Origin of the sequence: Paracoccus sp. J56 (assembly GCF_019633685.1) — a bacterium.
In the GTDB taxonomy this organism is placed as follows: Bacteria; Pseudomonadota; Alphaproteobacteria; order Rhodobacterales; family Rhodobacteraceae; genus Paracoccus; species Paracoccus kondratievae.
Window position 1 is genome coordinate 20757 of record NZ_JAFL01000014.1, and the last position, 20091, is coordinate 40847.

At 64.6% G+C, this 20091-nt stretch carries 9 protein-coding genes; 2 read left to right on the forward strand and 7 right to left on the reverse strand.

The features are described 5' to 3' along the window. Positions 1-28: 28 nt before the first annotated feature. On the forward strand, positions 29-1234 hold the full coding sequence (locus M511_RS11650; protein WP_176224547.1) for a glycosyltransferase: 1206 nt from the start codon (positions 29-31) through the stop codon (positions 1232-1234). Here M511_RS11650 and M511_RS11655 read toward each other — a convergent pair. The 5 genes from M511_RS11655 to M511_RS11675 all read right to left on the reverse strand — a co-directional run bounded on the left by M511_RS11655 (position 1215) and on the right by M511_RS11675 (position 15332). After that, positions 1215-1838 (reverse strand): 4'-phosphopantetheinyl transferase family protein, encoded by a 624-nt coding sequence (locus tag M511_RS11655; RefSeq protein WP_085502275.1) that lies wholly within the window; start codon positions 1836-1838, stop codon positions 1215-1217. The genes M511_RS11650 and M511_RS11655 overlap by 20 nt on opposite strands. Beyond that, positions 1835-6514: a MupA/Atu3671 family FMN-dependent luciferase-like monooxygenase gene (locus M511_RS11660; protein ID WP_085502276.1), complete on the reverse strand. Its 4680-nt coding sequence runs from the start codon at positions 6512-6514 to the stop codon at positions 1835-1837. The genes M511_RS11655 and M511_RS11660 overlap by 4 nt, the downstream gene beginning before the upstream one ends. Continuing rightward, positions 6511-7503: a glycosyltransferase family 2 protein gene (locus M511_RS11665; protein WP_085502277.1), complete on the reverse strand. Its 993-nt coding sequence runs from the start codon at positions 7501-7503 to the stop codon at positions 6511-6513. The genes M511_RS11660 and M511_RS11665 overlap by 4 nt, the downstream gene beginning before the upstream one ends. Positions 7504-7507: 4 nt before the next feature. Further along, complete coding sequence (locus tag M511_RS11670; protein WP_085502278.1) at positions 7508-13807, reverse strand: type I polyketide synthase; 6300 nt, start codon at positions 13805-13807, stop codon at positions 7508-7510. Positions 13808-13907: 100 nt separating this feature from the next. Further along, complete coding sequence (locus M511_RS11675; protein ID WP_010395574.1) at positions 13908-15332, reverse strand: hypothetical protein; 1425 nt, start codon at positions 15330-15332, stop codon at positions 13908-13910. A gap of 119 nt (positions 15333-15451) precedes the next feature. Between M511_RS11675 and M511_RS11680 the strand changes: the two genes are divergently transcribed. Continuing rightward, positions 15452-16207, forward strand: coding sequence for a WecB/TagA/CpsF family glycosyltransferase (locus tag M511_RS11680; RefSeq protein WP_010395576.1), 756 nt, complete (start codon positions 15452-15454; stop codon positions 16205-16207). A gap of 33 nt (positions 16208-16240) precedes the next feature. Here the strand turns inward: M511_RS11680 and M511_RS11685 are convergent, their stop codons facing one another. Further along, the gene (locus M511_RS11685) at positions 16241-17950 is read right to left on the reverse strand and encodes a calcium-binding protein (RefSeq protein WP_085502279.1); all 1710 of its coding nucleotides are present in this window, start codon (positions 17948-17950) and stop codon (positions 16241-16243) included. Positions 17951-18123: 173 nt separating this feature from the next. Continuing rightward, on the reverse strand, positions 18124-20037 hold the full coding sequence (locus M511_RS11690; RefSeq protein WP_085502280.1) for a Hint domain-containing protein: 1914 nt from the start codon (positions 20035-20037) through the stop codon (positions 18124-18126). Positions 20038-20091 lie beyond the last annotated feature (54 nt).

Here is a 20091-nt window from a genome sequence, read left to right on the forward strand (position 1 = left end):
CACACATTTCCGAGAGGGAGCCGCCGCCTTGCGAATCGGCTATCTGGTGAACACCTATCCCCGCCCTTCGCACAGCTTCATCCGACGCGAAATCGCCGCGCTCGGGGCTTTGGGTTTTCACATCCACCGCTTTGCCATGCGCGGGGATAAGGGTGCGCTGACCGATCCCGCCGATCTGGCCGAATATGCCCGGACCGAACGCGTACTTGAGGCCGGGGGCCGCCAGCTTCTTGGCGATCTGTTCCGGCAAGGCCGCGCTCAGCCGCGCCAGCTTACCTCGGCTTTGCGGCTGGCATGGCGGCGGGCGCGGGCCGGGGAATCCAGCCTGGCGCGACAAATCGTCTATCTGGCCGAAGGCGCCCGTATTGCCGCCCGCGCCCGCGCGCTGGGGTTGACCCATATCCATGCGCATTTCGGGACCAACCCGGCCCGGGTCGCAGCCTACGCGCGGCTGCTTGGCGGACCGCGCTTTAGCTTCACGGTCCACGGGCCGGAAGAGTTCGACAATGTCCAGGCGCTTGATCTGGGCGGCAAGCTTGCGCTTGCCGAGTTCTGTGTCGCCGTCAGCAGCTATGGCCGCTCACAGCTTTGCCGCTGGGCAGCGCCCGGGGACTGGGACAAGGTCCATGTGGTACATTGCGGCCTTGACCTTACCCGTTGGGCTGACCCCGCGCCCTTGCCGCAAGGCCCGTTTCACATGGTCGCCATCGGCCGCTTTGCCGAGCAAAAGGGCTTTGGCCTGCTGATCCGCGCCTTTGCCTCGGCGTGGCGTCAAAACCCCGCGCTGCGCCTGTCACTGGTCGGGGACGGAGAGCTGCGCCCCCAGATCGAGGCGCTGATCGCCGCCGAAGGCATGGGCGCGGCCGTCCGGCTGCTAGGCTGGCAGGACGAGGCGGGCGTACGCGCTGCACTTGACGCCGCCCATGTGCTTGTCACCCCCAGCTTTGCCGAAGGTTTGCCGGTCGTCATCATGGAGGCGATGGCCTGCGCCCGGCCGATCATCGCCACCTATATCGCCGGGATCCCCGAACTGGTGCGCCCCGGACATGAAGGCTGGCTCGTCCCCGCCGGAGACCCCGAGGCCCTTGCCCGCGTCATGCTGGACGCGGCCGAAGCCGATCCCCGGACACTTCACAGCATGGGCATGGCCGCCCGCGCCCGCGTCATCAGGCGTCACGACATCCAGGAATCTGCGCAAAGGCTGGCAGAGCTAATCAGCCGCGCCACAGACTGACGGCCAGCCAGTATCCATCGACCCGCCCCCAGCGCCCGCCGATCAGCCGATCCCCCATGCAGGCGCGAAAGCGCGCAGGGCCGATCACAGCCGGTACCTCGCGGAAATCCAGCATACGGCGGGTCAGCGGATACTGCGCCTTGAACATCGCCTCTTTGGCACAAAAGGCCAAAAGAGGCGCCGCAGAAGTGTGCAGGCGAAACGGCATGATCGCCTCGGTCAGCCCGGCAGGCTGGTCACGGTCGCAGGGCTCGATATCGATCCCGACGCTTGCCCCTCCGGGGGGTGCGGCAATGGCTATGCAGTAATCGCCGCCATGCGACAGGCTGGCGTGAATGCCTCCGGGCAGGTCGGGCTGGCGGTCGGGCCGCATTGCAATGGGGCGCGTTGGCGGCAAATCATGCCCAGCCTCACCAATCGCCATGCGCAGGACGGTGCGACCTAAGGCGAATTCGCGCTGCCGCTTGGGAACGGCCCGGACGATGGCCACCCTCTCCTCGGGCAACAGCGGCGCGGGCTGCGCACTAAGGGGCAGCACTGCGCAGCCATAACCGACGGGCAGCAAGCGGCGCGCCAGCGCCTCAAGGGCAGCGGCAGCGCTCACCGCGCGCCGCGCAATTGTGCCCGCAAGGCCCGCCGCCGGGCCATGATGTCATCCCCCGCGACGGATGGCGTAGCGGCAGGCGCCGCCACGGGCGCAGCCGGTGCCGGCGTCTGGGCGGTGACAACCGGCGGCGCGGCAGCCGCCGCGGGGGCTGCGTCATTGGCCGGAACCAAATTTGCGACATGGCGCAGGAAATCCCCCATGACCGGGAAACGGAAGATATCCGTCACCCCCAGCCGCGGCAGCGCCAGCCGGTCACGCAAGGTCCGGTGCAGCTGGATCGCCAGCAACGAATGGCCGCCAAGCGCAAAGAAACTGTCGCGCGGGCCAACCTGTTCGACCCCCAGCACCTCGCACCAGATCGCCTGCACCTCCTTCGACAGATCCTCGGTCGGGGCGGTGTTCGCGGCCATAGCCGCGGCGGCGGGGACGGCCTCGATGGCCGTCTGCGTCGCGACCCCGGCAGCAGTCCCGATCGGGGCAGAAGTCACGGCCCCCGGGACCGGCAGGTGCTTCCGGTCAATCTTGCGGTTCGGAGTCAACGGCATCTTTTCAAGCCGCACAATCCGACCAGGCACCATATGGACGGGCAAATGCGCCTGCAGAGCTTCGCGCAGCCGCTTTTCGCACAGATTGGCGGCGCCGGTGACATAGGCCACCAGCCGCTTGTCGCCGGGCACATCCTCACGCACCAGCGCCACCGCCTCGCACACACCGGGCTGGGCGGCAAGCTGGGCCTCAATCTCGCCCAGTTCGATGCGGAAACCGCGCAGCTTGACCTGATGATCGGCCCGGCCGATGTAATCAAGGCCACCATCCTCGCCCCAGCGCACCAGATCTCCCGTGCGATACATGCGCACACCCCAAGGCGGGGCACCATCCGCCGGGACGAAAGGATCGGGACGGAAGGCCGCCGTGGTCAGATCCTCACGCTGCCAATAGCCGCGCGCGACGCCATGACCCCCAATCCACAGCTCGCCCTGCGCACCGGGGGGCACGGGCGTACCATCGCCATCCAGCACATAAAGCCGGGTATTCGCGATAGGCCGGCCCAGTGTCACCTCGGCCGTGTCGGTCAGATCGGCGACGGTTGACCAGATCGTCGTCTCGGTCGGGCCATACATGTTCAGGACCCGCGCCCGTGTCGCCGCCTTGATCTCAGCAAGCAGCGAGGGCGGCAACGCCTCGCCCCCGACCATCACGCATTTCAGTCCCGACATGGCTGCCGCGACCTGAGGGTCCGAAACGAGGATGCGCGCCATGCTGGGCGTGCATTGCAGATGGGTGACCTTCCAGCGCCGGATCTGAGCGGCAATCGAGAAATCACCATCCTCGGGCTGGTCGCCATGTGGGTTCACCTCGGCCCGCAGCCGGGCCAGCAGCGGAAAGCCCGCCACCACCTGTTCGGGCGCAATGCCATAGTCGATCAGGCAGGCGATCTCACCCACGCCGATGGATTTAAGCTGCTCGACCCGCGCAACCCCGTCCTTGATCGAACCGAACAGCCCGGAATCCTCGAAATAGCGCAGAAACGCGAATTCCAGGATGCCGTCCAGTTCCTCTTCGGGCAGCGAACCAAGGTCGATCGCCATCGGGTTCGTCATGCCCGCCGGACGGCGGAAGGCCGGGAAATCCCAGGCGTATTGTTTGACAAGAGCCGCGGCACTGCGCAGGTAGCTCTTCATCGGCTCGCGGGCAATTTCGCGCGCCGTCTCGCGGTCCTCGGCCAGACAGGTGTGCAGCATCAGCGTGACGGTGAAATTCGCCGGGTCATGCCCCACAGACCGCAGCGCGGCGTGATAATCCTTGATGCGGCTTGCCACGGTATCAATGCCTTGGCCCAGCAGATGGGTCAGGACATTCATGCCCAGACGCCCGGCCTCGACCCAGGTATCGGGGTTTCCGGCCACCGTCATCCACAACGGCAGTTCCTTTTGCACCGGACGGGGCTGGGTCACGACACCGAACATGCTGCCGTCCTTGCGCGGAAACTCGACCGCCTCGCCGCGCCACAGGCGGCGCAACTGATCCACGCCCTGCGCAAGCGCGGCCTTGTTGTTTGGCGGCGCGTTTTCGGGGCGCAGGACAAAATCGTCCGGCTGCCAGCCCGAAGCGATGGCAAGACCCGCCCGACCCGAGGTCAGGTTGTCGATTACCGCCCATTCCTCGGCCACCCGGGCGGGGTGATGCAGGGGCAGAACGCAGCTACCGGCGCGGACCGAGATATTCCTGGTCACCGCAGCGACCGCCGCACCAGAAACCGACGGATTCGGATATGGCCCGCCAAAGGCATGGAAATGACGCTCGGGCGTCCACAAAGCGACAAAGCCGTTCTGATCGGCAAAGCGCGCGCCCTCCAGCAACAATTGGTATTTCCTTGGCCCCGGCCCGTCATCATTGCCCCAGTAGAACAGGCTGAACTGCATGCCACCCCGAACCTCGTGGCGCGGCTTTGCCGGGGTCGCAGAGACTGCCAGCCGCGATTCCTCGCTGGCGATAACCAGTCTGAGACCACGCGCCAGCGACCAGAAAACCTCAAGCACCGAGATGTCAAAGGACAGGCTGGTCACCGCCAGCCATGCGTCGCCTGGCTGATGGGGAATGACCTCATCCATCCCGGCAAAGAAGTTCGCGACATTGCGATGTTCAACCATCACGCCCTTGGGCCGACCGGTCGAACCCGAGGTATAGATCAGATAGGCCAGATTTTCAGGGCCGACGGCGCTGGCGGGCGGCGCGACCAGCCCATGGGGCAGACCGGTCGGAATAGTCACCACCTGCGCGCTGTGCCTGGGCAGCCGGTCGGCAAGACCGTCCTGAACCAGCACGACAGCCGCGCCCGAATCCTCGATGTAAAGTTCGATCCGGTCGGCAGGATAATCGGGGTCCAGCGGCACATAGGCCCCGCCCGCCTTCCAGATCGCCAGCGCACCGATCACCAGCTCGGGCGAGCGGCGGGCAAACAGCCCCACCGGCTGATCTGCCCCGACGCCCATCTGGACCAGCCTTGCCGCCAGCGCATTGGCAGCACGGTCAAGCTGGCCGCGCGTCAACGTGCGATCCTCAAACGCCAGCGCGACAGCATCCGGGTCGCCGGCCGCCATTGCCGAGATCATTTCGTGAATGCAGACCAGCGGCACATCGACCCGAGTGGCATTGCGCGCAACCAAAAGCTCTTGGCGCTCGGCGTCGTCCATCAGGGGAATATCGCGCAGCAGCGTCGCAGCGGGCAAGGCCAGCACCGCATCAAGCGCGCGCGCCAGCCGTTGCGCCTGCGCGGGGGTGACCCGACCGGGGTCGTGATCCAGCCAGGCGCCGCTTTCGGTCAGGGTCACGGTCAGCGCCGCGCCCCGGACCGGCCCCTGCATATCAAGGCTGATTGCCAGATCCGGCACCGCCATGCCGCGCAGTTCAGGCGCGCGGTACAAAAGATCGGCCATGAAGACGCCGCGCTTGGCCTGCAAGGTGATCTCATCGGCCAGCGCCTGCCCCAGTTCGGCAAGCGTCTGCCCCCCCGAGGCATTGACCAAAAGGGGCTGCCAATCAGCAACGATCCCTGCTGCCTCGGGCTGGCCCGAGGGGCGCAGCGCAAGGTCAAGCTCGGCCTGCCCGGCCAGCCGCGCCAACAGCGCCGCGGCCAAAGCGATACGTTCAGGCGCAGCACCAGGCATCAGGGCAAGCCGCCGGCTCTTGCCCGAGGCTTCGCCGGCCAGCACCCCCGGATTCATCCGCGCAAGCCGCGCCCGCCAGTATCCGTCATGTTTCGCAGCCTGCGCAGCCAGGTCGGTCAGGCGCGCACGCTCATCTTCAGCTATCGGCGCGATCACCGTACCCACCGCAGGCGCGTCAGAGGCAAGGCGCAGCCGCACCGCCCCATCCGCCGCCGCGATCAGCGCCAGATCCCCATCCGCCGCCAGCACTGTCCCCGGCGCGGCACGGGTGGGCTCGACCCCTTCTGATCCCGTGACCAGCAGCACCTGATCGCCAAGCACGATCTTGGGCATGACCAGCGGGTTCCAGTAACCGCCGTGATCCAGACCGCGCACCAGCGCCCCGATCTGCGCCGTCGGTTGCGAGAAATCCAGAACCGCGGCCGCCTCAGGACGCTTGTCGCGGCCGACATAGCTGCGCAGCGACAGGTCCTGCCGGATGCGCTGAATGGTGCCCGTCTCCAGCTGGTCGACCACTTCGGCAAAGCTTTCGGCCCCACGGGCAAAGCAGCGCGCGTTCAGGGTCAGGGCCGTATCGTCGGGACGGATCCCGAACAGGCGCTGGGTCAGGATGTCGCCCTCATCCACGCCGCCTTCGATCATGTGCCAGGTGACGCCATGCTGCGCCTCGCCACCGATGATCGCCCAGACCGGAGCATTCAGCCCCGCGAGTTTGGGCAGCGGCCCATCGTGAAAGTTGATCGCACCTTGGCGACCGCGCGCCAGCATCCCGGGCCGCAGGATCGAAAGGTTGGCCACACTGAACAACCAGTCGGCCTGGGGTGCGTCAGCCGGCATCGGCGCATCCTGATCCTCAACCGCCAGCCCCGCACCCTGCGCCCAGTCGCGCAGGCCGGGGTTGCGCGTCACCACCGCATTGATGCGATGCCCGCGCGCCAGCAGCATCTCGGCCGCGTGGCGCAACAGGGATTCATTACCCACCAGAATCGCGGAAAATTGCGTCATGGCTTACCCTTTTCAACATGAACGGGCTTTGGCTGAAAACGAAGCGCGTGGCGCGTCAGACAGGCCAGATGGCCCGGCGGCATATCCGCCCTGCGCCCCGACAAAAGACAGCGCAGGCGAAATATTCCCGCGCCGCCCAGATGCGCGACCGTGGCCCAAAGCGCGCCCAGCCGCCCATGATGTTTTTCAAAATAGCGCCGCCGTGAATCGTACCAGTAATCCGGCGCACGCCTCCATTGCTTCATGCCGGTGCTTACCGAACCGATGTGCAGCACCAGACTTTCGACCACATAATGGGTCTGCCAGCCGGCACGGGCGGCACGGTGGCAGAGGTCGGTTTCCTCGTAATAAAGAAAAAATCCTTCATCAAAGAGGCCGATCTGATCCAGCACGTCCATGCGGATCATCATCGAAGCGCCTGCCGACCAATCCACGGGGCAAGAGCGTTCAGGCTGCGGCAAAGACACCACCTTGCGCCTGAAAAGCCGGGTGATCGGCCCGGTCCGGCTCATCGCTTCAAATTCGCTTGCCGCGCTGGGAAAGCGAAAGGCAGTACTATGGGGCACGTCATCAACGCCGCGCAGGCGCGAACAGGCAATCCCGGCCCGGGGATGGGTGCCCAGATAATCGACCAGCGCCCGGATAGACCCCGGCTGCGGGATCGCGTCCGAGTTCAGCAGATAGATCAGGTCAGCGCGTCGGCCATCCGGCAGCCCCTGACGGATGCCGTAATTGTTCCCCGCGCCAAATCCGCCATTCCAGCCCGACTGCACCACCTCAACCCGGTCTGGGGACCAGCCACGGACAAGCACCCCGGTCTGTATCGCCTCATAACTGCCATCGCCCGAGTCGTTGTCCACGATGGTCAGCCCGCCGTCGATGCCCTGCATTTCACGCAATGCGGCCTCGGCGGCCTGCAAAGACATCTCTGGCGTGCGCCAGTTCAGCACGATGACATGAACGCTGGGCATATGTGCAGGCCGGGTCATGGGATCACTCTGCCGCCCTGACCCCGGCCAAAGCCCCGGCGCGGCTTTCCGCCCCGCGCAGGATATCGCGCAGAACCGAGGCAAGGCGACGCACGTTCGGCTCAAGCACCATCGAGTCGTGGTCGCCCAGCACTTCGATCACCTGCAGTTCTGACATCCACGGCGTCCAGCCGTTGTCAGCAATGACATAGTCACGGCCCGAGTTGACCCAGCGCCCGCCCGTCACCTTCCACCGCTGGTCCGGCGGCGGGCGGAACAGCGTCACCGGCCCGTCCCAGACCGACAGTTGCAGCTTGGGCAGCGCGGCAAGGAAGGCCGCTTCGATCGCCAGATCGTGGAACACGCCGGTTGCAACCTCGCCCGAGATTTCGGCCTGCGCGGCCTTGGCCTTGCTGTGGCGGCGGAATTCATAGGCGACGCGGTCCCGCAGCCATTTCCAGACAAAGCCCGGCCCGCCTTCGCGCAACTCACCCAGACGGATCATCAGGCGATCCTTGCGGCTGACCGGCTCGCGCAGCGGCAGGGGCGTATCCAGCATGACAAGCATCGCCACCTCTTCGCCCGCCGCGTGCAGCTGCCGCGCCATCTCATAGGCGATCAGCCCGCCGCCCGAAAAGCCGCCCAGCAAATAGGGCCCCCCGGGCTGCACCTGACGCAGCTCTTCGATATAGTCGCGGGCCGCTTCGGTGAAATCCTCATGCGGCTTGTCATCGCCCAGCAGGCCACGCGCCTGAATGCCGTAAAAGCGGCGATCCGGCCCCAGACGCTGGGCAAGCTGGCGCAGGTTCATGATATTGCCGAACATACCGGCCACCATGAAGAAGGGCGTTCCCTGCCCCCGCCCGCCCATATCGACGAGGAAACGGAACCGGGGCCGCGCCGCAACCGGCAGCTCATGCACATTGTCGGGCGGGACCAGCTCGCGCGGGCCGGTCTGCTTTTCGACAAGCGCAGCAAGATCGGTGATCGTCGGGGCCTCGAACAGGGTCGAGATCGGCAGGTCCACGCCAAATTTCTTGCGCAGCTGACCAAACATCCGCACCGCAATCAGCGAGTGACCGCCCAGATCAAAAAAGCTGTCGGCAGCACCGATGCGGGCAATGCCCAAAAGTTCGGACCAGATCACCGCAAGCTCGGCCTGAATGCCGGGGGCGGGCTCGACAAAATCACTGTCGAGGTCGGGGCGCTCGAACCCTCCTTCGGCGGGGGCGGGTTTCTCGACCTTGCCAGCCTCGGCGATCAGCGCCGGCAGATCCAGAGATGAGACATAGACCTGCGCCAACCCGGTCGAGATGGCGCGGCAAAGCATGGCAGGCCCGATCGCGGCAGGAATGCCCTGACTGATATTGTGCTGCAGGCGACGCTCGGCCGGGGACAGGCTGCGCGTGGGCTGCACCCGGGTCTGTGGCGCGGCAGAAATCGCCGCCGCCAGCCTGCGCAGGGCAAAGCCCCGGATCTCGGCGCAGACGGTACCGTCCGGCGCGGCCAGCGTAATGTCAAACTGCGCCATGCCCTGTGCATCGGTGTTCTCGCCCGCATTGCGGATGCGGCTGACCACCTGCGCAGGCAGAGGCGCATAAAGCCGGATCGAGCGATAGCCCATCGGCACCCACAAATGTTCTGGCGTCCAGTCCCGGATCAGCCCCATCGCCCAGCCGGTCGCAATATCCAGCAACGCCGGGTGAACCAGCCAGCCCTGCGCCAGATCCGCCTCGAACTCGGGCGCAAGCGCCAGTTCGGCCACGCCTTCGTCACTGTCGATGCGGAAACGGCGCAGCACCTTCCAGCGCGGCCCAAAATCCATCTGCCCTTCCTGAGCCGAGCGCAGTGCAGCGCCCTGCCCGTCCTGATCCCACGGCCCCAAGATCGTCAGCGCGTCGGGTGCAGCCTCATGCAGACCAGAGACAAGGGCAGAAACGTTCGGCTCTCCCTGCGGATCTTCAAGGATTTCGATGCGCATGGCATCGCCTTCGGGCAGGACGCGGGTGCTGACAAGCGCGGTATCGCCGACCAGCACAGGACGGCGGAATTCCAGGTCGCGGATGACCAGAGGCAGACCAAGACCGCATTCCAGCGCCGCCTCGGCCACCAGCTCAATCCAGCCGGTCCCGGGCATCAGCGCCTGACCCGAGGCCGTCTTGTGCCCGCCGATAATCCAATCCTGCATCTTTAGGGCGGTGCGGAACTCTCGCCCGCCGGGCATGGGCAGGCTTTCATCAAGCAGCGGCCGATCCTGCGGCACCACCACCGCAGACGCAGTGTCCAGCCCCATTGCCCGCGCCGCCATGCCGGCATCAGCCCAGACGCCCCAGTTGACTGCAACCACGCGTCCCAGCGCCGCCGGAGCACTGCGCGCCACTGCGTTCAGATATTCGTTGGCGGCGACGTAATCCGCCTGTCCCGCCGGCGCGATCACCGATGAGGTCGACGAGAACAGCACCGTCAGCCCCGCCGGGTTCCCGGCCAGCGCCTCGATCAGCGCGCGGGTGCCAAGCAGCTTGGGTGCAAGAACGTCCCATGCCTCATCATCGGTCTTGGCGGCGATCAGGCTGTCCCGGATCACCCCCGCCGCGTGCAGGACAACATCAAGGCCGCCAAAGCGCGCCCGGGTTTCTGCTACAGCGCGGGCCATATCCTCAGGGCTGGTCACATCAGCACGGATGGCCAGAACCTTGGCCCCCATCGCCTCAAGCTGACGCAGCGAGGCCATGACGGCGGGCGAATCCACCAGCCCGCGCGTGATCAGCGCCAGTTTCGCCCCACCGCGCCCGGCAAGTTCGCGCGCAATGGTCTGCCCGATACCGCCAAAGCCACCAGTGATCAGGCAGGTCGCACCCTGCGGGATGGCGGCCATGCCGTCATCACCAAGCGCCACCTTCTCAAGGCTCTGTTCAAACCGGCGCCCGTCACGCCATGCGGCGACCGCAGCACCCGAGGGGGCCAGCGCCTCTTCCAACAGATTGTCGGCCAAGGCCTCGATCCCGCCTTTTGCAGGCAGTCGGATATCCACAAGCCGGGCCGAGACATTCGGCATCTCATGCGGCAGAACCCGGATCGGGCCCGCAGCCGTCGCCTTTTCAGGCACCGACGCGGGTTCATCAGCCACGCGCAGCGCATCGTTGCAGACCGCGATCAGATCCAGCCGCGCCTCGGGCAGTTCGGCCCCAATCGCCTGCGCCAGATGCAGCAGGCCAAAGAAACCACGCTCAAGCTGACTGTTAAGCAGGCTGGAACCGGGACGAAACCGTGCCCCCTGCGTCACCGACCACAGATGCAGGATACGATCCGGAGCCATACCCTGCGCTACAAGCGCGGCCAGCAGCATCTCATACCCTTCCCGGTCGGATTCTACCGGCAGGGCAAAGCGCCCCTCGCCCTTGTCGGCGAAAGTATCCCCGATCTCGACCACGGCGACACGTTGGCCGCGCGCCCGCAGCCCCTCGATCACCCGGCTGGCAAGGCCAAGCTCATCAGCAAAGATAAGCCAGCTTAGCCCGCCCTGCGCGACCGGCCCTTGTGACCCGATCTCGATTGCGGGCGCGGCAAGTTTCCACGCCGGACGCCAGCCCCAGTCGGCGGGCTCGTCAATGCGGGCCAGTTCCTCTGCGGCACCGGTCGCCACATGGGTGGCGCGTTCGATAAAATAACGTTTGCGCTGAAACGCATAACCGGGCAGCGACAGGCGCTGACGGCGCAGCCCACCCCAGATCTGATCCCAGTCGATCTGTCCGCCACAGGCCCAGAACCGCGCCAGCGCGCCCATGAAATAGCTGTCATCGCCAGTGTCGTGGTCGCGGTGACGCAGGGTCGAAATGACCTGATTGGCAGTAACCGCCGGATGGGCCTTAGCCATGGCCTGCATCGCCCGGCCCGGCCCGACCTCGATAAATACCCGCCCCGGCATCTGCGCAAGATGGGAAACCCCGTCAGCAAAGCGCACCGTGCCGCGCAAATGCGCAACCCAGTAATCGGGGCTGGTCGCCTCATCCGTGGTCAGGGGCTGCCCCGAACGGTTCGAGATCACCGGGATCTGCGGCGGTTTCAGCGTGATCGCGGCGAGATAGGCGCGGAACTCCTCCAGCACCGGCTCAAGCAGGCGCGAATGCGCGGCGATCGAGATGGCAATGCGCTGGCATTCCACCTCGCGCGTCGCCATACGCCCGGCAAAGCGGTCCAGCGCGGCATCCGGCCCCGAAACGACCGACAGCCCCGGCCCGTTCACCGCCGCAAGGTCAAGCTCCAGCTCGGCAAGTTCAGCCGCGAACTCTTCGGGGGGCAGTGGCACCGACAGCATACCGCCAGCCGGAACCCGATCCATCAGCAGCCCGCGCAGACGCACAAGGCCGATGCAGTCCTCAAAGCTCATCACCCCCGCGATACAGGCGGCGGTATTCTCGCCCATGGAATGCCCGATCAGGGCGGTGGGGCGCACCCCCCAGCTGATCCACAATTGCGCCAGCGCATATTCGCAGATCATCAGCAGCGGCAATTGCAGCGAGGGTTGCAGCAGACGCCGGTCTGCCCCGGCCTCTTGTCCCGGCTCGGGCAGCCACAGCGCACGCAGATCAGCACCATGCGCCTGCGCCATATGGTCAAGGCCGCGATCCATCCATTCCCGGAAAACGGGCTCTGTCTCATAAAGCCCGCGCGCCATGCCCGCATATTGCGCACCGCCGCCAGGCAGCATGAACACCGCCCCGGCCGTGTCGCTGACCGGCTGGTGATCAAAGACCAAAAGCGGATCAGGCTCGGTCAGCAGCCGCGCCGCATCAGCCGCGTTTTCGGCAACAAGCACGCGGCGCCGTTCGAACTGACGCCGCCCCTGTGTCAGGGTAAAGGACAGATCGGCCATGTTCACGCCGGGGTTGGTCCCCAGCCAACCCGCCAGCGCAGCGGAGTTGGCATCAAGTGCGGCCTTGCTGCGCCCCGACACGGCGATGACATGGAACGGCCAGTCGGATTCTCCGGCTGGCGCGGCCTGAGGCGGCTCTTGCAAGATGACGTGGGCGTTTGTGCCGCCGACACCCAGCGAGTTCACCCCCGCCCGGCGCGGACCCGGCACCGGCCAGTCGCTGAGCCGGCCGTTAACCTCAAACGGGCCGCCGGCAAAGTCGACAGCAGGGTTCGGGGCCTCATAGCCAAGGCTGGGTGGAATCTTGCCGTGGTGTACCGCCAGTGCCGATTTGATCAGCCCGGCGCTGCCAGCCGCAGTATCCAGATGCCCGATATTCGTCTTGACCGAGCCGATGCGGCATGGCCCCTGCCGCGTCCCGTCCGAAACCCGCGCATAGGCCTGATTCAGCGCCGCAACCTCGATCGGGTCACCCAGCGCCGTGCCGGTCCCATGGCATTCGACATAGCCGATACTGTCCGAGGACAGCCCGGACATAACCAGCGCCTCGGCCACTGCCAGCGCCTGCCCCTCGACGCCGGGGGCAAGATAGCCAGCCTTGGCCGCACCATCGTTGTTGATCGCCGAGCCCTTGATGACCGCCCAGATATGATCGCCATCGGCCAGCGCGTCCTTAAGCCGGCGCAGCACAACCACCGCCGCACCGCTGCCGAAAACCGTGCCTTGCGCCCGATGGTCAAAGGCATGGCAATGGCCGTCGGGCGACAGGATCTCGTTTTCCTTGTAAAGATAGCCCAGGCCATGGGGCAGCTCGATCGTCACACCTCCGGCCAGCGCCATGTCGGATTCACCCGACAAAAGCGACTGGCAGGCCATGTGGATCGCGACCAGAGAGGTCGAGCAGGCGGTCTGAACGTTGACTGACGGCCCCCTGAGGTCAAAGACATGGCTGACGCGGGTGGACAGAAAATCCTTGTCGTTCCCGGTATGGCGCAACAGGAAATGCCCGACGCCATCAACCAGATCGCGGTTCGAACAGACGTTCCAGAAATAATAACTGCCCTGTCCGCAGCCAGCCCAGACGCCGATATTGCCGCCGAAACGCTCGGGCACATGGGCGGCGTCTTCCAGCGCGTGCCAGCAGGTTTCCAGAAACTTGCGGTGCTGAGGGTCCATGATCGCCGCCTCTTTGGGCGACAACCCAAAGAACTCGGCGTCGAATTCATCGAACTGCTCAAGAATCGCGGCCGAGGGGACGTAGTTCGGGTCAGACATCCGCACGCGGGTTTCACCCCGCGCCAAAAGCTCGGCCTCGGTCAGCCGACGGATCGCCTCAACCCCGCGGCACAGGTTGTCCCAATATTCCGCTACGCCCTTGGAACCGGGCAATTGCGCGGCCATGCCGATGACCGCAACATCGGAATCCTCAACGCCGATCTTGTCAAAGGCCATGTACAGTGCCTCTTGAACTCGTGGAATGCCCCGTGGGGCAGAACCGGATTAACGGTTGGCGCGCCTGTCCGGGATAGCGAATCCGGCGCTTTCGACCAACCTATAAAACCGTGGGCAGGCCTGCCTTTTTAGGCAGAATTTGCGTCTCGGCCATGGTTTCGTCCTGGCCCTGCACCCCCTGCCTCAGCCTGCGGGCATTGCCAAGCAGCGCCCCCGCCGTCAGCCATGTCAAAGGCGTCAGCGTTGCGTTCGGGATCAGGTCCAGAAGGTTCATCGCCAGCATCAGGGCAAGCGTGCCCAGCACCACAAGCTCTCTGCGCTTCGGGGCCGAGCGCCCGCGTGGCATAGCCCTGAGCAAGGCAAAGATCGGCGTCAGCAGCAGCAGGAACTGCGCCAGATAGCCAAAGACCCCGCGTGCACCCACCCAGATCACCCATTGCCCGTCCGGGATCGAGGACAGCCTGCCGCTATAAGGGTCATAGAACAGCGGCCGCCCCCAACCGCCCCAGCCAAAGACCGGACGCTCCATCGCGCGTTCCAGAAGGGCCTCTTCGTTCATCAGGCGGAATTCAAGCGACCGCCCCCGCTCGGGCGATATCGACATGGCAAGGTTCACGATGCCTTGCAGCGGCATCCATGAGGTCGTGCGCAACGTCGGATAGGAAACGGCGACGGTGGCGACCATGGCGGCGGCCAGCACCATCATGCGCGGCCGGGCAAACGCGACCAGAGGCGCGGCCATCAGCGCCTGCATCAGCGCCCCAGCCGATTTACACAGCACAAGAACGCAGCCCAGATAGACCGCGATCAGCAGATTGCGCGCCGTCCGATTGTTCCGCGCTATGGCAATGGCCGACAAAAACGCGGTCATGGTCATCAGCGCAACCCACAGGGGATGTTCAAGAAACACAATCGGCCGATAGCCGCCATAGCGGATGGTCTGGATGAAATCGTGCTGGAAATAGCCATAGACCCAGACGTTGATCTGGGGACTCAGCCGCAACTCGATCAGCATCGGCAGCGTATAGCACAGCACCCCCAGCACCAGGCAGCGCAGCCACAGTTCAGCCCCCCGGGCATCCCACAACAGCTTGTAGCCCATCATGAACGGCAAAAGCTGGATGAACTGCAAAATCAGGTCGGCGATGCCCTGGCTGATCGACATGGCAGGGCGATAGTTGATCCCGTCGATCAGCGGATCGGGATTGGTCAGCGCCGTCATGATGGGTGAAACAAAGTTCATCGCCAGAAGCAGCCCCACCCATGGTCCCATCGGCGGCGGGACGGGTTCATCCCGGGCGCGGTCCCTGGTCACAAACCAGACCATGACCGCAGCCGCCAGCGCCGGAATCATGTGCTTGTTCAACCCCGGAAAAGCTGGCAGGTCGATTTCGACCAGCTGGGGCAACAGCAGGTAGCCTGCAAAGATTGACCAGATCAGGGCGCGCGGCCGCTCCATACGCTGAAACAGCACTGCCACCACCAGCGGCCAGGACAGCAATGCGAATAAGGCCAACAAGGGCATGGCCCTGACTCCAGTCTTGCGGCAGGGCCGCCTGCTTGACCTGCGACACGCGAGGACGTTGTAATCCCACCGTCGCGAATTCATCCTGCCAGAAACTCCGGCCGGACCCGAGGCTTATCATGCATTTCACCTTTCCCGACGGCAATGCCGTCCACATCAACTGTCGGGATTCTTCGGCGCTGCTGTCTGCCGTGCGACAGCGGCTGCGCGACGGGCAGGGTTTTGCCATCGCCACGATTAATGTCGATCACCTGCAAAGACTGGGTGAAGATAGCCGTTTTCGCACCGCTTACGCTGCCCATGACCTGATCTGCGCCGATGGCAATCCGATCGTCTGGCTGTCCCGGATCGCGGGCCGGCCGGTCGATCTTGCCCCCGGCTCGGATCTGGTGCTGCCGCTGGCACGCGAGGCCGCAGCGGCCGGGGAACCGGTGGCGCTGATCGGCAGCAGCATCGAATCACTCGCCCGCGCCGCCGAGACCATGCAATCCGCCGTACCCGGCCTGAGGGTCGCGCTGACCCATGCGCCGGGCTTTCCCTTTGACCCGATGGGCGATGAAGCGACCGAAATTATCGCCCGCATCCGCGAAACTGGCGCGCGACTGTGCTTTCTGGCCCTTGGCGCGCCGCGGCAAGAGCTTTTCGCCATCCGCGCCCGCGATGCGCTGGGCAATGTCGGGTTTGCCTCGATCGGGGCGGGACTCGACTTTCTGTCGGGGTATCAACGGCGCGCGCCAAAGCTGGTGCGTCAGGTAAAGATGGAATGGCTGTGGCGGATGCTGTCAAATCCGCGTCGGCTGTTTCTGCGCTATGCCAAGGGCTTTACCATCCTGCCCGGTCATCTGCGCCGGGCGCTGGCAATGCGCAGGGAATAGGGACGCCGACAAGCGCCCCCCTGCAGGGACGGGTTAGCCCCAGTCGAAATCAAAACTGTCGATCTTAAGCAGGCCCGGCGCCGGGTCGTGATCCGCAACCTCTTGCTGCTCATGCAGCACAGGCAGAGCACGGGGACCCCAAAGCCGCTGCGACGTGCTCCAGCCCGGGGATTCAACATCTGCTGCGCTGTCTGCGCGGCTATCGGACAGCTCTGCCCGCCCCCACAGAACGAAGATATCGCGGCTAAGCAGGCCGAACAGCTTGCTCTCTTGTGGGACGGCCTCGGTTCCCGCGGCAACGGGCTCCTCGGCGGCAATGCGGCTTTCCTGACTCATCTGCGCCGAGGCCTGACTGGTCTGCGCCGAGGGCAGAGGTATACCCATCTTGTTCAGGACCGAGCGGGTCAGAGATGACGGGCTGACGCCCTCAAGGATCAGCTTCTCGCCATTCGGGAATGTCAGCATCGCGTGCCCGTTATGCGAGGACACCCGCACATCATCCACATCAACCCTGTTACCCTGACGGTCGTGCAGCCCGGTCACATGCAGCCGGTCACCCTGACGCAGGATACCGCCGCCGGAATCGCGTACATCGCCGACCTGAAACGCACGTATTGTGTCGACGCCAAAACCGTCCTGCAGCACCAGAACATCCCGCTCTGCATCGCGCGGCACAGCACCTCCATCAGAGGCAGAAATATCGTCGGTCATCGAGATAAGATCGTTGCCGCGACTGCCGTTAATGGTATCCGCGCCCGGTCCGCCCTCGATCGTATCCTTACCGGCGCTGCCGGTGATACGATCGTCGCCCCAACGGGTGTTGATCTGAATACCCTTGCCATTCAGGGGGATATTGGCGGTTGCTGCCGAAACCGTATCGCGGCCTTCATGGGTCCAGAACTGCTCGAACTCGCTGAACACCAATGAACCATTGGCCTGCGGATAGCTGGCCCGTCCGGCGCTGTTGCTGGTAAAGACAACCGAAGTGCCTACGCTATTCTCGCCATTCCCTTTGGCCCAGAGGTTCAGCAGGTCATGGCCAGCTCCGCCAACCAGTGTATCGCGTCCGATGTCATGGATCGCCCCCATGCCACCGTTGTTGCCCCAGCGGACATTGTCATCCCCTGCCCCGGCATGACCGTAATCATTGCCCTGCGACGGCATCAACAGATCATTGCCCGCACCGCCATAGATGCGGTCATTGCCATTCCCGCCGTCAAGCACATCATCGCCGATGCTGCCATAGATGGTATCGTTGCCGGCACCGCTGTTGACCGTCAGCCCATGCGTGGGGGTGTAATCCGAACCCGAACCATGCGGCGAATTCAGCTTGGCAGACCGCGCGTCGATGAGGTCATTGCCCGAGCCGGTCTGCAACCGCTCGATCCCGCGAAAGTTCACCCGGTTGCCATAGGCATCGACGGCTGAGCCATTCTCAGTTGTACTGAAAGCAACGCGGAAATTTTTTGTCCCATTCAGATGCAGCCGGTCCCCGCCCGACAGGCTGCCATACGGGTTCGGATCATAGCGTTCCAAAGTGTTGCCACCATAATAAGCGTCAACATTGCCCCTGGATCTGGGGTCCTGGCTCCAGATCAGGACATCCGGCCCGGCACCGCCATTTATCGAGTCGCTGCTCCGCCCGCCATTGATCGTGTCGCCTCCGCCATTGCCGTTGATCGTATCACGACCTGCGGTGCCCAGCAGGCTGTCGTTGCCCGCCCCTCCGGTAATCACGGCCATATCTGCCCCCATTCTGTAATGACTGGGGATAGACACCACGAGCGTCCAGAAACACCCGACCCCGAACGTCTATCCGGGCCGGATTAGATTAGACTGACGCCAAGGGCGGGACCTGTCCTTTGGGGCAGATCAGCGCCGCATTTGTCAGTGATTTTCACCCTTTGGTTGCGAATTTAACCATTAAGGGCCTTTCGGTTCCGCACATGGCGATGTGCAAGCTGACGCGCCTTGGCACCCGGGATCAGCGGCCTTGCCGCCTTGGCCGGCGTTTCGCGAAGCTCGGGGAACAGGGTAAATATCTCTTCCCGCGCGGCCCGGCCGACGGATTTCAACGCCATCGGACCGGTGTATAGCGACTCGGCCTCGGCCCCGTTCGCCAGCACGATCTCATGCCGGTCAAAGAGGATATGGAAATACCCGACCATCTCGGGGTCGACCTCTTCGATCCCTTCAATTGCCAACAGCTGCTTGGCCGCAACCAGCACCTCGGGGCAACCGAACATGCGCTGCGCAATCGCCGACCGCACGAGTATGCGATGCTGAGGCGAGACCATCAGATCGGCGCAAGGCCGTCCTTCGCCAAGCGCACCACGGCGGATGCAGACAGGCCGTAGCCTTGGCGCAGCGGCCAGATCGATTGCGTCCAGCGCCCGGCTGCCGATCCAGCGGATAGGCTGCAACCCATGGTCGCAGGTCAGAACCAGATCGCCCACCGACAGTTGTTCAACCGCGATTTCGCCCCGGTCTGTACGAATCATCGTGCCGCGGCAAAAGCAGGGAATACCAAGCTGATGCAGCTTCTGACGGGTCAGCGCGGCGGGGTCGATCTCATAAAGCAGCAGCGTCTCGCCATTGGGGAAAACCAGCCGCGCATGGGTGCCGCGTGCGTCGGTAAGGGGCTCGACGGTCACGTCATCCAGATCAATGGGATTACCGTTGGCATCATGCAGATCGCTGACATCCAGCCGATCAGCAGGCAGCACGGTGCCCCATTCATCCTGCGTGGTTTCGATGGCAAAGGCGCGCACGGTGTCATTGCCAAAGCCGTCGCGCAGGACCAGCAGGTCCGAGCCGTCATCCTCCCACGCGTGGCTGGTGGAAAACAGGTCTCCGGCCATCGAGATCATGTCATCGCCCGCACCCGCGTCGATGGTATCCGTGCCAAAGCCGCCTTCGATCGAGTCATCGCCGTCGCTGCCGATGATCGAATCGTCACCCCATGCGGCATAGGCGCGGAACCCGTCCACCCCGGCAGCCGAGCCATCTATCGTGTCATTGCCGTTCCCGGTCAGCAGGTTCCGGAACTCGTAGAACTCCAGATGCCCCGTCGCCGCACCGGTGGCGTCCACCGTACCGCTGTCAGAGGTGGTAAGCACCATGTGCACACCGTTGCCGGTGGCGTCGTGCTGCCAGGCGTTCAGCGTGTTATAGCCCGACCCGCCATAGTACAGGTCATTGCCGACCGAACCGTCGATACCACCGTTACCCCAGCGGATACCGTCGTCGCCGTCCTCGCCATGGATGGTGTCGTCGCCGCGGCCATCCTCGATGACGTCATTGCCGCCGCCGCCAAAGATTTCGTCATTGCCGTCGCCGCCCTGAATATAATCCGTGGCGTCGCTGCCAATGATGTAATCATTGCCAGCACCCGCATAAATCCGGATGCCTTCAGCGCTGCCAGACGCATTGATGTGATCGGCGCCGTCGCCAGTGGCCACACGCTCGATACCGTCAAAGCTCAGCGTGTTGCCATAGGCATCCTCGACCTCGCCCGAGCTGCCGCTGGTGAAATACACATCGAACCCTTCGGCCCCTGCGGACACCAGGCTAAGCGTATCACCGCCATTATGGGAGTAGACGTCGGGCTCATACTCCTCGCCGCCCGAACCACCGTGATAGATGTCGTGATCGCCAGTCGCGTCAGGATTGGCCGCCCAGATCAGGAAATCAGCACCGTCGCCACCACTGACCGTATCGCTACCCGCGCCGCCATCTATAGTATCGTTGCCGGCATCAGCGTCGATGAGATCGGGTTCGTCCCCACCAGACAGGCTGTCATTGCCGCCCGTTCCAGGAATCGTCGCCATGAAACACCTTCAAAGAACAAAAACCTTGCGGAAAAGCCGCAAAAACGCCGCCGC